Genomic DNA, 14,969 nt, shown 5'->3' with positions numbered 1-14,969 from the left:
CCACGCCAGTGCCGCCGGTCACGCAACGCACGCACGCGCCTCTTCTGCCGGCGGGCATCCTCATCGCAGGGCCGACCGCCTCGGGCAAGTCGGGCCTGGCCCTGGCGCTGGCCCGCGCCTTCGGCGGGGTGGTAATCAACACCGACTCGATGCAGGTCTATGCCGACCTGCGCCGGCTCTCCGCCCGGCCGAGCGCGGCCGAGGAGGGGCTCGCGCCCCACCGCCTCTACGGCCATGTCGACGGCGCGGTGAACTACTCCGCCGGGCACTTCGCCCGCGAGGCGGAGCCGCTGATCGCCGCGCTGCGCGACGCGGGCCGCTTGCCGATCTTCGTCGGCGGCACGGGCCTGTACTTCCGGGCCCTGGAGGAGGGGCTCTCCGAGCTGCCGCCGGTGCCGGACGACGTCCGGTCCGCCCTGCGCGCGCGGGCCGAGGGGCGGGCGACGGAGGACCTTCACGCCGACCTGGCCCGACGCGACCCCGCCGGGGCGGCGGCCCTGCGCCCGAGCGACCGGGCGCGGGTGATGCGCGCCCTCGAGGTGTTCGCGGCCACCGGCCGGCCGATCGCGGACTTCCACGGGGCGCGCACGCCCGGACCTCTGTCCGGCCTGCCGCTCCTGAAGCTGTTCCTGGCGCCCGAGCGCGAGGCCCTGCGCCGGGCCATCGATGCCCGCTTCGAGGCGATGATCGCCGAAGGGGCGCTCGGCGAGGTCGAGGCCCTGCGCGACCGGCGCCTCGACCCGCTGCTGCCGATCATGCGCGCCCACGGGGTTCCGGGCCTGATCGCCCATCTCGACGGGACGCTGTCCCGGGCGGAGGCGATCCGGCGTGGGCAGGGCGACACCCGGCGCTACGCCAAGCGCCAGTTCACCTGGTTCCGGCACCAGATGGGCACCGACTGGCTCTGGACGCCGCCCGAGGACGCCCTCCGGCGGGCGCGGGCGGCGCTGACGTCTCCGGGCCTGACGTCCCCGGGCCTTACTTCTCCAGGCGGGCGATGAGGGACGAGGTGTCCCAGCGCTTGCCGCCCATGCCCTGCACGTCGGCGTAGAACTGGTCGACCAGGGCGGTGACGGGGAGCTGGGCGCCGTTGCGCCGGGCCTCGGCGAGCAGGATGCCGAGATCCTTGCGCATCCAGTCCACGGCGAAGCCGAAGTCGAACCTGCCCGCGTTCATGGTCTTGCCGCGGTTCTCCATCTGCCAGGAGCCGGCGGCGCCCTTGGAGATCACCTCCAGCACGGCCTCGACGTCGAGGTTCGCCCGCTTGGCGAAGTGCACCGCCTCGGACAGGCCCTGGACCAGGCCCGCGATGGCGATCTGGTTGACCATCTTGGTGAGCTGGCCGGAGCCGGCCGGGCCCATCAGGCGGCTGGCGCGGGCAAAGCACAGGATGGCGGGCTCGACGGCCGCGTAGGTCTCGGTCTCGCCGCCGCACATCACGGTGAGCGCCGCGTTCTCGGCGCCCGCCTGTCCGCCGGAGACGGGGGCGTCGATGAAGCCGAGGCCGGCGGTCTTGGCGGCATCGGCGAGTTCGCGGGCGACCTCGGCCGAGGCGGTGGTGTGGTCGACGAAGACCGCGCCCTTCTCCATGCCCGCGAAGGCGCCGTCCGCGCCGAGGGTGACGCTGCGCAGGTCGTCGTCGTTGCCGACGCAGGCGAAGACGATGGCCTGACCCGTCGCGGCCTCGCGCGGGGTGGCCGCGAAGGCGCCGCCATGGGCCGAGACCCAAGCCTCGGCCTTGGCGCTCGTGCGGTTGTAGACCGTGACCTCGTGACCCTTGGCGGCGAGGTGGCGGGCCATCGGGCCGCCCATCACGCCGAGGCCCAGAAACGCGACCTTCGCCATCATCATCTCCGCTCGTATCCTGAATACGAACGGGGTCTAGGAGCGATACTTCCGAGCGTCAAACCGATGCGGAGACTTATCCGCCGGTGACGCTCATGTGGCGCGGCACCGCGGCCGGGCGCGCCCGCTCGATGACGAAGTCGTGGCCCTTGGGCTTGCGCGCGATGGCGTCGATCACCGCCTGGGTCACCAGGGCGTCGTCCGGGGAGGCGCGCAGGGCCGCGCGCAGGTCGGCGGCGTCCTCCTGGCCGAGGCACATGTAGAGCTTGCCCGTGCAGGTCAGGCGCACCCGGTTGCAGCTCTCGCAGAAGTTGTGGGTGAGCGGCGTGATGAAGCCCAGGCGCCCGCCGGTCTCGGCGATGCGGACGTAGCGGGCCGGGCCGCCGGTGCGGTCGGGCAGGGGGGTCATGGTGTAGCGCTGCTCGAGCCGGGCGCGGGCAACCGACAGAGGCAGGAACTGGTCGGTCCGGTCACCCTCAATCTCGCCGAGCGGCATGACCTCGATGAGGGTCATGTCCATCCCGTCGCCGTGGGCCCAGGCGATCATGTCGGCGATCTCGTCCTCGTTGACGCCCTTCAGCGCCACGGCGTTGATCTTGACCTTGATGCCGGCCTTGCGCGCCGTCTCGATGCCGTCGAGCACGACCTTGAGGTCGCCCCGTCGGGTCACGGCGCGGAACTTGTCCGGGTCGAGGGTATCGAGCGAGACGTTGACGCGACGCACGCCGAGTTCGGCCAGCTCCGGTGCGAAGCGGCCGAGCTGGGTGCCGTTGGTGGTCATCGTCAGCTCTTCGAGGGCGCCCGTGTCGAGGTGACGGGACAGGCGCCGGAACAGGTGCATGATGTCGCGGCGGACCAGCGGCTCGCCGCCGGTGATGCGCAGCTTGCGCACGCCGCGCTGGATGAACACGGCGCAGAGCCGGTCCAGTTCTTCCAAGGAGAGCAGGTCGCGCTTGGGCAAGAACTGCATGTCGTCGGACATGCAGTAGACGCAACGCAGGTCGCAGCGATCGGTCACCGAGATGCGCAGATAGGTAATCGCCCGCTGGAACGGGTCGATCAGCGGCGCAGGTGCGACCGGGGCAGCGTCGTTGGTGGCGCGGGGACCCCACATGCGGGATTCTATGCTCTGTTGGGGTGAGGAAACGTTGGGGCGGTCGCGTGACGAACCTAGCATGGCACGTCATATGAGGTCTCGCACCCTCGCGGGCAAGTTTGCGTCGGTCGCAGAGGTCATGCAAGGCCGGTCTCCTGCAAGGTCAGTCTCCTGCAAGGCCGGTGTGCTGCAAGGCCGGTCTCCTGCGATCCACGCGGCCGACGCGGCCGGAAGGAAGCCACCATGACTCAACAGGCTGTCGATCCGCACGCGGCCCCGGCCGCATCCGAGCGCTGGCCCACCGAGATCCGTCTCGCGGGCGACAAGCGCACGCTCAACGTCGCCTTCGAGGATGGCGGCCGCTTCGCCCTGCCGGCGGAGTATCTCCGGGTCTCGAGCCCCTCGGCCGAGGTCCAGGGGCACTCGCCCTCCGAGCGCAAGGTCGTCGGCGGCAAGCGCGACGTAGCGATCCTCAAGGTCGAGCCGATCGGCAACTACGCCGTCAAGCTGACCTTCGACGACATGCACGATACCGGGCTGTTCGGCTGGGGCTACCTCTACGATCTCGGGCGCGAGTACCGGAACCGCTGGGCGACCTACCTGTCCGAGCTGGAGGATCGGGGCCTGAGCCGCGATCCCGTCCGCCGGGCCGCGAAGCCGGCTCCCGCCCCGAGCGAGGGCGGCGGAAGCTGCGGCAGCGGCTGCGGCTGCCACTGAACCCATCGACCGCCGCCCGGAAGGCCGCCGCAGGACCCCATCGCCATGACGCCCTCGCCATGACTCCTTCGCCATGACTCCCTCGCCATGACGCCCTCGACCAGCCCGGCGACGAGCCGGCGCGTCCTCGCGCTCGCGCTGCCGATGACGCTCGCCAACGTGACGACGCCGCTCCTCGGCTTCGTCGGCGCCACCGTGATCGGCCGGCTCGGCGATGCCGCGCTCCTCGGCGCGATGGCGCTGGGTGCGGTGATCTTCGACGCGATCTTCTGGTCGTTCGGCTCGCTGCGCATGGCCACCGCCGGGCTCACCGCGCAAGCGGTGGGCGCCGACGACCCGGCCGAGGTCGACCGGACCCTGGCCCGGGCCCTCGCGGCCGCCGTCGTGGTCGGGCTGGTGATCGTGGGGCTGCAGGGGCCGATCGGCCGGGCGGCCTTCTCCCTCAGCGGCGCGAGCCCCGCGGTGATCGCCGCCCTGGCGGCCTATTTCCACATCCGCATCTTCGCCGCCCCCTTCACCCTGGCGAACTACGCCATCCTCGGCTCGGTGCTGGGGCGCGGGCGCACCGATCTCGGGCTGATCCTGCAGGTCGCCATCAACCTCACCAACATCGTCCTGACCCTGGCCCTGGTCCTCGGGGCGGACATGAGCGTCGCCGGAGCCGGGCTCGCCACCCTGATCGCGGAGGCGGCCGGTGCGGGCCTCGGCCTGGTCCTGCTGGCGCGGCTGGGCTCGCGGCCCTTCGCGGTGCCGTTCCGGGTGGTGCGCGATCCCCTGGCCCTCGCCCGGATGCTCAGCGTCAATGCCGACGTGATGATCCGGACCCTGCTGCTGGTGGGCTGCATCACCCTGTTCTCGGCGCTCGGCGCCCGCTCCGGCGACGTGGTGCTGGCGGCCAACGCCGTCCTGTGGAATCTCTTCATGATCGGCGGGTTCTTCCTCGACGGCTTCGCCACCGCCGCCGAGACCCTGTGCGGTCAGGCGGTCGGGGCCCGGGACGAGGCCCGCTTCCGTCGCGCCGCGCGCCTCAGCCTGCTCTGGTGCCTCGCCTTCGGCGGCGCCATCGCGGGCGGGTTTCTCCTGGCCGGAAACGCCTTCATCGACGCCGTGACCACGAGCCCGGAGGTGCGGGCCATGGCCCGGCTCTACCTGCTGCCGGCGGCCCTGGCGCCCTTCATGGCGGCGCTGCCCTTCGCCTTCGACGGCATCTATATCGGCGCCACCTGGACCCGGGCGATGCGCAACCTGATGCTGGTGGCGAGCGCGATTTACGGCGTGGCCCTCTTCGCCGCCCACGCGGCCGGCCTCGGCAATGGCGGTCTCTGGCTCTCGTTCCTGATTCTGCTGGCCGGGCGCGGGATCAGCCAGGCCCTGGCCTATCCCGGTTTGACGCGCCGGACCTTCGCACGAGCGGGCCAGATCCCTCTGGATAAGCGTGCGGGCGAATTCACGCCTGCGTGACGCGGCTCCGGCGCGATGCGCGCCGGCATTTGGCTTTTCGGAGACGTATAAGATCAGCGCCCTCGACCGCGCCGCAGATTTACTTGAAAGGTCAGGTAGAAGCTTAGTTTGGAATTGTTCTGATTAAGGAACGTGACGAAAAAGCCTCTTTGCTTGTTTTATCGTCTGGTCTACGCGCTAGCGACGATGCGCAAGAATCTCCGCTCCTCCCTCGCCCTGGCCCTCCTGTTCGCCGGCGCCGTCTCCCTCGGGAGCGGGGCCCAGGCGAAAGAGACGCCCATCGGCCCGCACGTGACCCAGAACGGGATCGAGGTGGGGGCGGTCTACCTGCAGCCGATCGAGATGGATCCGCCGGACATGATGCGCGCCGCAGCGGCGTCCGACATCCATCTGGAGGCCGACATCCACGCCGCGAAGGACAACCGCAACGGCTTCGCCGAGGGCGACTGGGTGCCGTCCCTGACGGTCAGCTTCGAGATCACCAAGCTGGAGGGCGAGGCGGCCACCGGGCCGAAGGTCACCGGTTCGCTGATGCCGATGGTGGCCAATGACGGCCCGCATTACGGCGACAACGTCAAGCTGTCCGGTCCCGGCCGCTATCGTCTCAAGCTCACCGTCGCACCGCCCGGTCCGCACAGCCATTTCGGCCGCCACGTCGACAAGGAAACCGGCGTCGCCGAGTGGTTCAAGCCCTTCGACCTGATTCAGGACTTCACCTTCGCGGGTATCGGCAAGAAGGGAGCCTACTGAGCCCCATGGCCGTGCTCCGCCGAACCCTGACCGCCGCCCTCGCGGCCGGTCTCCTCGCCGCCACCGGTCCGGCGCGCGCCGAGGATCTGCCGGTCATCAAGGTCGAGATGAAGGACGGGACCATCACCCCGAACGTCATCGAGGTGCCGGCCAACACCCGGTTCAAGCTCGAGATCACCAACACGGGCACCAGCCCGGTGGAGTTCGAGAGCCTGGAACTGAAGCGCGAGAAGGCGCTTGCCGCGGGCGCGACCTCCTCCATCGTGTTCCGCACCGTCGATCCCGGCAGCTACGACGTGTTCGACGATTTCCACCCCAACTCCAAGGCCACCCTGGTGGCGAAGTGAAGCGGCACCCGTAACCCTGGCGAACCCAACCGGAATGGCAGCCTCGACGTCCCTCAAGCCGCACGACGTCCGCCCGCCGCGCGAAACCCGCGTGCCGGGTGGCGCCCGGGACGCCTGGATCGACGCGAAGCTCGCGGATCTCGGGCAGTGGATGCAGCGCCATGGCGGTGCGATCCGCACCATCCAGTGGGGCGTGGTCGCCGTGTACCTGGTGCTGGTCGCCGTGCCGGCCTTCCTGCCGCTGCCCGACCGCAGTGCACACCTGTGGAACAACCTGACGGTCTTCGCCCAGTTCGCCTTCTGGGGCATCTGGTGGCCCTTCGTGCTGGTGAGCATGGTGGTGGTCGGCCGGGCCTGGTGCGGCATCCTCTGCCCCGAGGGGGCGCTGACCGAGTTTGCCAGCCGCTGGAGCCTGGGCCGCGCCGTGCCGCGCTGGATCACCTGGGGCGGCTGGCCCTTCGTGGCCTTCGCCGGGACCACGGTCTACGGCCAGATGGTCAGCGTCTACGGCTACCCCAAGCCCGTGCTGGCGGTGCTGGGCGGCTCCACCGTGGCGGCGGTCATCGTCGGGCTGCTCTACGGCCGCAACAAGCGGGTCTGGTGCCGCTATCTCTGCCCCGTGAACGGCGTCTTCGCAGTGCTCGCCAAGCTCGCGCCGGTGAGCTTCCAGGTCGATCACGCCGCCTGGGCGACGTCGGCCAAGCCCCGCGGGGCCACGGCGTCCAAGCCCCGTGGGGACGCCTTCAACTGCGCGCCGCTGGTGCCGGTGAAGACCATGAACGGCGCCGGCGCCTGCCACATGTGCGGGCGCTGCTCCGGCTATCGGGGCTCCGTGCGCCTCGCCCGGCGCTCCCCCACCCACGAGATCGTCCACGTGGCCGGCACCGAGCCGAGCCTCGACCAGACCATGCTGATCCTGTTCGGCATGATGGGTCTGGCCGTCGGCGCCTTCCAGTGGTCGTCGAGCCCCTGGTTCATCGACGTCAAGCAGGCCCTGGCCACCTGGCTGATCGAGCGCGGCACGACCTGGCCCCTTGAGACCACGCTGCCCTGGTACATCCTGACGAACTACCCCGAGCACAACGACGTGCTCAGCGTGCTCGATGGCGGGCTCCTGCTCGGTTACATCGCCGCCGCCGCGATCGTCCTCGGCCTCTCCCTCTCGGGCCTCGTGGCCCTGGCCACCCTGGCCCTCGGCTGGTCGCGTGCCCGCTTCCACCACCTGACCCAGACCCTGATCCCGGTGGCGGGCTGCGGCGTCTTCCTCGGCCTCTCGGCCCTCACCGTCACCTTCCTGCGCGGCGACGGCATCCTCATTCCCTACGTCTCGGAGATGCGCGCCGCGCTCCTCCTCGGCACCAGCCTTTGGAGCGTCTGGCTCGCCTGGTCGGTGGCCGGCCTCTCGGCGCGGGGCCTGCGCCGCATCGGCGCGACCCTCGGCATCGCCGCCGCCTGCGCCCTCTCGGTCTCCGGCTGGGTGCTGCTGTTCTGGATCTGGTAGGGCGGCTCCCAGGGCCGCGACCGCGAACCCACGAAAAGGAATCCTCCGCATGATCGGAGCCTTCGTCATCGCCTTCCGCGAAGTCATCGAGGCGGGCCTCATCATCGGCATCGTGCTCGCCGCCACCCGCGGCATCGCCGGGCGCGGCCGCTGGATCGCCCTCGGCGTCCTCGGCGGTCTCGCCGGCGCGGCCCTGGTGGCGCTCTTCGCCGAGCGCATCTCCGACGCCTTCGAGGGCGCGGGGCAGGAGATCCTCAACGCCGCCGTGCTCATCGTCGCGGTGCTGATGCTGATCTGGCACAACACCTGGATGGCCAAGCACGGACGCGAGCTCGCGGGCGAATTGCGGGCCGCCGGCGAGGCGGTGCGCACCGGCCAGAGCACGGCCGCCGGTCTCGCGCTGGTGGTCGGCGCCGCGATCCTGCGGGAGGGCGCGGAGCTGGTGCTGTTCCTCTACGGCCTCGTGGCCTCCGGCACGTCCGGGCCGGACATCCAGTTCGGCGCCCTGGCCGGCGTCGCCGTCGGCGCGGCAACCTCCTCGGTCAGCTATTTCGGCCTCGCCGCGATCCCGACCCGCTACGTCTTCTCGGTGACGAGCGGCCTCATCGTCCTGCTGGCGGCGGGCCTGGCGGCGCAGGCTGCTCAGTTCCTCACCAATGCGGGCCTGATCACCGTGCTCGACCGGCCCCTGTGGAATACCTCCGCCGTCCTGCGGGAGGACAGCCTCGTCGGCCGCGTGCTCCACGCCCTGGTGGGGTACACCGACCGCCCCAGCGCCATGCAAGTGCTGGTCTATCTCGGCACCATCCTGGTCATGGTCGCGCTGATGCAGGTCTCGTCGGCCGGCAAGCGCCGCCAGCTCCGCACGGCCTGAGCGCCCATGCACGTCACCCACGCCGCCGACGCGCCGGCCGCCCCGGCCATCACCTTCGACGACTTCCTGGCGGTGGACATCCGCGTCGGGACCGTCGTCTCGGCCGAGCCGTTCCCCGAGGCGCGCAAGCCGGCCCTGAAGCTGGTGATCGATTTCGGGCCGGCGATCGGCACCCGGCGCTCGAGCGCACAGATCACCGAGCATTACCGGGCCGAGGACTTGCCCGGCCGGCAGGTCGCCGCCGTGGTGAACTTCCCGCCGCGCCAGATCGGCAAGTTCCTGTCGGAGGTGCTCACCCTGGGATTTGCCGATCCGCATGGCGCCGTGGTGCTCTTCCGCCCCGATCAGGCCGTGCCGAACGGCAGCCGCCTGTTCTGAGGAGCGGGTTGCCGGACGGTCGGTTTTTCGCCATCCCTGTCCGCATGAGCGACCTCGGGCACGACGAATCCGGCATCGAGTGGGACGATGGGTTCGCCGATCAGCTGATCGGCGCGACGCTCTTCGTCGGCATCACCTATCTCGACCATGACGGAACCCTGATCCGTCGCGAGCAGGTCTTCGGCCGGGTCGAGACGGTGGATGCCGAGGCCGGGATCACGATCCGGCCGTTCGACGGCGCCGCGCCCTTCACCATGGTGCCGATCCTCGAGGCCATCGAGGCGGCCGACCCGGGATCGTATCAGCTCTCGCCCGACGACCCGGTTGTCGAGAACCCCGACTACACGGTGGTGTTCAGCCTCACTGCCCCGCTCCGCCACTAGGGGCGTCCGGCTCAGCGGCGTCCCGCTCAGCGGCGCAAGGGGGCACCCCGGGTCCAGTCGGCCAGTCGGGCGACCAGAGCCGGGCCGTCGCCGGACAGGGCGACGATCTTGAGGCGGGCGGTCTCGCCCGAGACGATCCGGATCTCGGACCGTCGGAGTTTCAGGGTCTTGGCGAGATAGGCGATCAGCGCCGCGTTGGCGGCGCCCTCGACGGGCGGCGCGGCCACGCGGACCTGCAGGGCGACCCGCCCCTCCGCATCCACCACCAGACCATCCAGCCCATCACGGCTCGCCCGCGGTGTCAGCCGCAGGGCGAGGCGCACACCGTCCGGGGTCACCTGGTAAGGCGCACTCATCCGTTTCCCATCCCCGCGGATTCGATCCGGGATCGCGTCCGATCCTCCGGCCCCCAGCCCGAGATCCGTGTCGAGGGACCGGGGCGAGCCGCTTGCGCCGCGTGCGTCGCAACAAAATCGCTGGAATGCCACGCCATTCCGGCCGTATCGGGGTGTCCCGCCCAGCGTGTTGCACTAAGCTTCAGTGAAAATCACGGGAACGCCAGATGTCCGACCTCCGCTTGCGCCGCAGCGTGCTCTATATGCCCGGTTCGAACCAGAGGGCGCTCGACAAAGCAAAGACCCTGGCGGCCGATTCGCTGATCCTCGACCTCGAGGATGCCGTGGCGCCCGACGCCAAGGACGTCGCCCGCGAGCAGGTCTGTGCCGCGGTGAAGGCCGGCGGCTACGGCGAGCGCGAGATCATCATCCGCGTCAACGCTCCCCAGACGCCCTGGGGCGAGGCCGACCTCAAGGCGGCGATCCAGGCCCGCCCCGACGCGATCCTGATGCCCAAGGTGTCCTCGCCGGCCGTGCTGGAGAGCATCGCCAACCACCTCGAAGCCCTCGATGCGCCCGAGAGCATCGCCGTCTGGGCGATGATCGAGACCCCGGCCGCGATCCTCAACATCCAGGACATCGCCAAGGCGCAGCGCGACCGGCGCACCCGCCTGACCTGCTTCGTGCTGGGCACCAACGATCTCGCCAAGGACACCTGGGCCCAGCTCGTGCCCGGCCGCGTGCCGATGCTGCCCTGGATGATGTTCACCCTGGCGGCCGCCCGGGCCGAGGGCCTGACCATCCTCGACGGCGTCTGGAACGACATCGAGGATGTGGCGGGCTGCCGGGCCGAGTGCCAGCAGGCCCGCGACCTCGGCTTCGACGGCAAGACCCTGATCCATCCCAACCAGCTGGAGCCGGCCAACACCTGCTTCGCCCCCTCCGATGAGGAGGTGCGCCGCGCCCGCCTCGTCATCGAGGCCTTCGACCGCGCCGAGAATGCCAAGCGCGGCGCGATCAAGATCGAGGGTCGCATGTACGAGCGCCAGCACATCGGCATGGCCCGCCGGGCCGTGAACTGGCGGGAGGCGATCGCCGCCAAGGGATATTGAAACCGCGTCCGGACCCCGGGGCGGAACACCGTCCGGCGCTGCTGCTTGTTCCGGCTGAAGCCCGGCGCCGCTGTGCGCCCGGTCCCATCCAGGACATTGACGACCGCATGAGCCCGATCCTCGCGCCCTTCACCCTGGGCGATCTCACCCTGAAGAACCGCGTCGTGATGGCGCCGCTCACCCGCAGCCGCTCCTCCACCGAAGGGGTGCCGCCCGACTTCGCGGTGGACTACTACGCGCAGCGTGCCAATGCCGGCCTCATCATCAGCGAGGCCACCAACATCTCGCCCCAGGCCGTCGGCTACGCCTACACCCCCGGCATCTGGAGCGACGCGCAGGTCGAGGCCTGGAAGCCGGTCACCGCCGGCGTCCACGCCAACGGGGGCCTGATCTTCCTGCAGCTCTGGCACACCGGCCGGATCTCGCATCCCGACGTGCAGCCGGACGGACAGCTGCCGGTGGCGCCCTCGGCGCTCAAGCCCGAGGGCACGGCCTTCACGGAATCCGGCATGCAGCCCCACGTCACGCCGCGGGCGCTGGAGACGGACGAGATCCCGGGCATCGTCGAGGATTACCGCCGGGCGGCCGAGAACGCCAAGCGGGCCGGCTTCGACGGCGTCGAGATCCACTCGGCCAACAACTACCTGCTCGAGCAGTTCGTGCGCGATTCCACCAACCACCGCACCGACCCGTACGGCGGCTCGATCGAGAACCGCCTGCGCTTCCCGCTGGCCGTGGTGAAGGCGGTGACGGAGGTCTGGGGCGGCGGTCACCGCGTCGGCATCCGCCTGTCGCCCGCGACCACCGAGCCCGGCAAGACCCCCCTCGACAGCGACCCGAAGGCGACCTTCGGCGCCTACGTGGAGGCCCTGAACGCCTTCGGCCTGCTCTACGTCCACACCATCGAAGGGGTGACGCAGCAGACCCGCGACGTGCCGGACTCGGTGGATTTCGGCCAGATCCGCGAGCGCTTCAAGGGCGCCTATATCGGCAACAACCAGTACACCCTGGAGCTGGCCGAGAAGGACCTCGCGGCCGGCCGCGCCGACCTCTTCAGCTTCGGTCGCCCCTACATCGCCAACCCGGATCTCGTGCAGCGGATGGCGAGCGGAGCGCCCCTGGCCGAGGCGCCCAAGCCCTACTGGTACGGCGGCGGCGCCAACGGCTACTCGGACTGGCCGGGCATGAACGGCCCGGTGGCGATCAAGCGCTGAGCGGGGCGTTCACCGCCCCTCGCGGGGGGAGCCGGGCTGGGCGTGATCGGGTGCCCCTCCGGTCGTGAGACCGGCGGTCGCGCCGACACGCCGCTCTGCCCCCGACACGGTCACGCGCAACGCTGCCGGCGCCACCGCCTCATTCCGCGGCGCCGCCGGCGAGGCTCGACACGAAGGCGCGCGCCCGCGGCGTGCAATCCAGGGCCGCGGGCAGCGCAGGATCTTACCCGGTCCGCGGTCCTGGATTCCGGGCTCCGCTGCGCGGCCCCGGGATGACGGAGGGTTGAGCCGAGCCTTTCGGCAGGCCTCTTGGCGCGTGTCGATACGCCTGGCGCGAGGGCGCTTACCGGTGCAGGTGCGCCAGCACCGCATCCCCGGCCGCGCTGGCGGCGTAGCGGGTGCGCTGGGTCCGCGGATTGCGGTCCTGCAGGGCGAGGAGGCCGGCATCGCCCGCCAGCGTCTCGACGGCGCGCAGCACCAGCGCGTGCTCCAGGCCGAAGACGCGGGCGAAGCTGCGGCTGTCGCGGGCAAGGTCGAGGTGGAGGGCGGCGAGGATGCCGGCCTCCAGGGCCGAGAGGCCGGGCTGGAGGGCGGCCACCGAGTCGGTGACGGCCAGGAAGGTCTCCGCGTCGGCCGGCGGTTCGCTCATGCGGCGGCCGGGGCGCGCAGGCGCACCAGCACCGACTTCGAGGTCGGCGTGTCGCTGCCCTCGCCGAAGGTGGACAGCGGCACGAGGACGTTGAGCTCCGGGTAGTAGCCAGCCAGCGATCCGCGCGGCATGTCGAAGGGCACGAGGCGGAAGTCCTCGGCCACCCGGGTCACGCCGTCGGCATGGGTGCCGACGATATCGACCCGGTCGCCGGTCCGGGCCCGGATCTCGGCCAGATCGTCCGGATGGGCGAACACCACGCGGCGCTCGCCGTAGACGCCACGGTAGCGGTCGTCGAGGCCGTAGATCGTGGTGTTGTACTGGTCGTGGCTGCGGAAGGTCTGGAGCACGAAGGTGTCCCCCGCGCGCTTCGCCTGCTGGTGCTCCGTCGCCTCCGGAAGCGGATCGGCGGAGAAGTTGGCGCGGCCGGTCGGCGTCTCGAAGCTGCGCTCGGCGGCGAGATTCCGCAGCATGAAGCCGCGCGGGCGCCGGACACGCAGGTTGTAGCCGGTGAAGCCCGGGATCGTGCGCTCGATCAGGTCGCGGATCCGATCGTAATCGTCGGAGAGGGCGGCCCAGTCGACCCGCACGGAGCCGACCGTCGCCGCCGCCATGCCGGCGATGATGCCGATCTCGGAGCGCAGCTCGGCGGAGGCCGGCTTGTTGATGCCGCCCGAGCCGTGGACCATGCTCATGGAATCCTCGACCGTGACGATCTGGGTCTTGCCCTTCGAATTCCGGTCGATCTCGGTGCGGCCGAGGCAGGGCAGCAGGTAGGCCACGCGGCCCGGGACGAGGTGCGAGTGGTTGAGCTTCGTCGCGATGTGGACGGTGAGTTCGCAGGAGGCCAGGGCCTTGGCCACCAGGGTGGTGTCCGGGGTCGCGCGGGCGAAGTTGCCCCCGAGCCCGATGAAGGCCTTCGAAGACCCGTCGAGCATGGCCCGGATGGCGGCGAGCACGTTGTGGCCGTGGGTGCGCGGGGCGGTGAAGCCGAATTCGTGCTCCAGGGCGTCGAGGAGGGCGGCTGGCGGCTTCTCGTTGATGCCGACGGTGCGATCCCCCTGCACGTTGGAATGGCCGCGCACGGGGCACAGGCCGGTGCCGGGGCGGCCGACATGGCCGCGCAGGAGCATGACGTTGGCGAGTTCGCGGATGGTGGCCACCGAGTGGCGGTGCTGGGTCACGCCCATCGCCCAGGTGCAGATCACCTTGTCGGCGGCGAGGTAGACCTCGGCCGCGACCTCGAGATCGGCCCGGGTCAGGCCGGACTGATCCTCGATGGTGTCCCAGCCCGTGGCGTCCACGGCGGCCCGGTAGGCCTCGTAATCCGCGGTGTGGTTGCGCAGGAACGTACGGTCGAGCAGCGACGGCTTTCCGGCCGCGCGCGCCGCATCGTCGGCCGCGAACACCGCCTTGGCGATGCCGCGGAACGCCGCCATGTCGCCGCCGAGGCGCGGCTGGTAGTAGTGGCTCGCCACCGGCGCGCTGGCGCCGCGCAGCATCTCCACGGTGTTCTGGGGGTCGGCGAAGCGCTCCAGCCCGCGCTCGCGCACGGGGTTGAACACCACGACCTTCGCGCCGCGCTGGGCCGCGCGCCGCAGGTCGCCGAGCATGCGCGGATGGTTGGTGCCGGGGTTCTGCCCGACCACGAAGATCGCGTCGGCCTTCTCGAAATCCTCCAGCAGCACGGTGCCCTTGCCGACGCCGATGGCCGCCTGGAGGGCGATGCCGCTGGCCTCGTGGCACATGTTTGAGCAGTCGGGGAAATTGTTGGTGCCGTAGTGCCGGGCGAAGAGCTGGTAGAGGTAGGCGGCCTCGTTGGAGGCGCGGCCCGAGGTGTAGAACTCGGCCTGGTCCGGGTGATCGAGGCCGCGCAGGGTGGCGCCGATCTCCGCGAAGGCGGCGTCCCAGGTGGTGACGACGTAGCAGTCGCTCGCCGCGTCGTAGCGCATCGGATGCGTGAGGCGGCCCTCGCCCTCCAGGGCGTAGTCGGTCCAGCCGCGCAGCTCGGTCACGGTATGCCTGGCGAAGAATTTCGGCGGGGTGCGCTTGTCCGTGGCTTCCCAGGACACCGCCTTCACGCCGTTCTCGCAGAACTCGAAGGAGGAGCCGTGCGCCGGATCCCCCCAGGCGCAGCCTGGGCAGTCGAAGCCGTCGGGCTGGTTGGCCTTCAGCATGGCACGGGCGCCCGACAGCGGCGCCCGGCTTCCCAGCAGGTGCTTGCCGCAGCTTTTCAGGGCCCCCCAGCCGCCAGCCGCGGAGGAGCGCTTCGGGGACGCGACCGGATGATCCATGAAGGGGTCCTGA

General features: G+C 70.8%; 16 protein-coding genes. 11 read left to right on the top strand and 5 right to left on the bottom strand.

All coding sequences use genetic code 11. The features are described from left to right. Positions 1-8 precede the first annotated feature (8 nt). The gene (gene miaA / locus CRT23_RS15510) at positions 9-1,001 is read left to right on the top strand and encodes a tRNA (adenosine(37)-N6)-dimethylallyltransferase MiaA (RefSeq protein ID WP_245436269.1); all 993 of its coding nucleotides are present in this window, start codon (positions 9-11) and stop codon (positions 999-1,001) included. Here miaA and CRT23_RS15505 read toward each other — a convergent pair. Continuing rightward, positions 979-1,845, bottom strand: a complete 867-nt coding sequence (locus tag CRT23_RS15505; protein ID WP_103710461.1) for an NAD(P)-dependent oxidoreductase — start codon at positions 1,843-1,845, stop codon at positions 979-981. The two genes, miaA and CRT23_RS15505, sit on opposite strands and share 23 nt — an antisense overlap. A gap of 76 nt (positions 1,846-1,921) precedes the next feature. After that, positions 1,922-2,959 (bottom strand): GTP 3',8-cyclase MoaA, encoded by a 1,038-nt coding sequence (gene moaA, locus CRT23_RS15500; protein ID WP_055956447.1) that lies wholly within the window; start codon positions 2,957-2,959, stop codon positions 1,922-1,924. 225 nt (positions 2,960-3,184) lie between these two features. Between moaA and CRT23_RS15495 the strand changes: the two genes are divergently transcribed. The 8 genes from CRT23_RS15495 (at position 3,185) to CRT23_RS15460 (ending at position 9,352) form a co-directional block, all read left to right on the top strand. Beyond that, a complete protein-coding gene (locus CRT23_RS15495) occupies positions 3,185-3,658 on the top strand; it encodes a DUF971 domain-containing protein (protein WP_055956443.1) in 474 nt (157 codons plus the stop codon). A gap of 87 nt (positions 3,659-3,745) precedes the next feature. Next, positions 3,746-5,119, top strand: coding sequence for an MATE family efflux transporter (locus tag CRT23_RS15490; protein WP_103710413.1), 1,374 nt, complete (start codon positions 3,746-3,748; stop codon positions 5,117-5,119). Between the two features lie 186 nt (positions 5,120-5,305). Beyond that, positions 5,306-5,869 carry an iron transporter gene (locus CRT23_RS15485; RefSeq protein WP_055956604.1) on the top strand — a complete coding sequence of 188 codons (564 nt, stop codon included), beginning with the start codon at positions 5,306-5,308 and terminating at the stop codon, positions 5,867-5,869. A 5-nt stretch (positions 5,870-5,874) separates the two neighbouring features. Beyond that, positions 5,875-6,216 (top strand): cupredoxin domain-containing protein, encoded by a 342-nt coding sequence (locus CRT23_RS15480; protein ID WP_103710412.1) that lies wholly within the window; start codon positions 5,875-5,877, stop codon positions 6,214-6,216. A gap of 34 nt (positions 6,217-6,250) precedes the next feature. Continuing rightward, complete coding sequence (locus CRT23_RS15475; RefSeq protein WP_103710411.1) at positions 6,251-7,717, top strand: 4Fe-4S binding protein; 1,467 nt, start codon at positions 6,251-6,253, stop codon at positions 7,715-7,717. 49 nt (positions 7,718-7,766) lie between these two features. After that, a complete protein-coding gene (locus tag CRT23_RS15470; RefSeq protein ID WP_055956433.1) occupies positions 7,767-8,591 on the top strand; it encodes an FTR1 family protein in 825 nt (274 codons plus the stop codon). A 6-nt stretch (positions 8,592-8,597) separates the two neighbouring features. Continuing rightward, on the top strand, positions 8,598-8,969 hold the full coding sequence (locus CRT23_RS15465; RefSeq protein WP_103710410.1) for a tRNA-binding protein: 372 nt from the start codon (positions 8,598-8,600) through the stop codon (positions 8,967-8,969). A 44-nt stretch (positions 8,970-9,013) separates the two neighbouring features. After that, positions 9,014-9,352, top strand: coding sequence for a hypothetical protein (locus CRT23_RS15460; RefSeq protein WP_055956428.1), 339 nt, complete (start codon positions 9,014-9,016; stop codon positions 9,350-9,352). Between the two features lie 26 nt (positions 9,353-9,378). Here CRT23_RS15460 and CRT23_RS15455 read toward each other — a convergent pair whose 3' ends face one another. Then, entirely contained in the window at positions 9,379-9,708 is a 330-nt protein-coding gene (locus CRT23_RS15455; protein WP_055956425.1) for a DUF167 family protein, read from the bottom strand. 206 nt (positions 9,709-9,914) lie between these two features. Here CRT23_RS15455 and CRT23_RS15450 point away from each other — a divergent pair, with 206 nt between their 5' ends. Together CRT23_RS15450 and CRT23_RS15445 are read left to right on the top strand one after the other, a co-directional pair. After that, positions 9,915-10,799, top strand: a complete 885-nt coding sequence (locus CRT23_RS15450) for a CoA ester lyase (RefSeq protein ID WP_103710409.1) — start codon at positions 9,915-9,917, stop codon at positions 10,797-10,799. 107 nt (positions 10,800-10,906) lie between these two features. After that, positions 10,907-12,013 carry an alkene reductase gene (locus CRT23_RS15445; RefSeq protein WP_055956416.1) on the top strand — a complete coding sequence of 369 codons (1,107 nt, stop codon included), beginning with the start codon at positions 10,907-10,909 and terminating at the stop codon, positions 12,011-12,013. A 343-nt stretch (positions 12,014-12,356) separates the two neighbouring features. On the opposite strand, the gene CRT23_RS15440 is transcribed toward CRT23_RS15445, so the two are convergent. Together CRT23_RS15440 and CRT23_RS15435 are read right to left on the bottom strand one after the other, a co-directional pair. Then, positions 12,357-12,662: a hypothetical protein gene (locus CRT23_RS15440; RefSeq protein WP_103710408.1), complete on the bottom strand. Its 306-nt coding sequence runs from the start codon at positions 12,660-12,662 to the stop codon at positions 12,357-12,359. After that, positions 12,659-14,956, bottom strand: coding sequence for an FdhF/YdeP family oxidoreductase (locus CRT23_RS15435; protein WP_103710407.1), 2,298 nt, complete (start codon positions 14,954-14,956; stop codon positions 12,659-12,661). The genes CRT23_RS15440 and CRT23_RS15435 overlap by 4 nt, the downstream gene beginning before the upstream one ends. Positions 14,957-14,969: the final 13 nt, after the last annotated feature.

Source organism: Methylobacterium sp. V23, assembly GCF_002917135.1.
Taxonomy (GTDB): domain Bacteria; phylum Pseudomonadota; class Alphaproteobacteria; order Rhizobiales; family Beijerinckiaceae; genus Methylobacterium.
The sequence above is the reverse complement of the archived record's forward strand: the minus strand, read 5'-3'. Positions and strand labels throughout refer to the sequence as shown.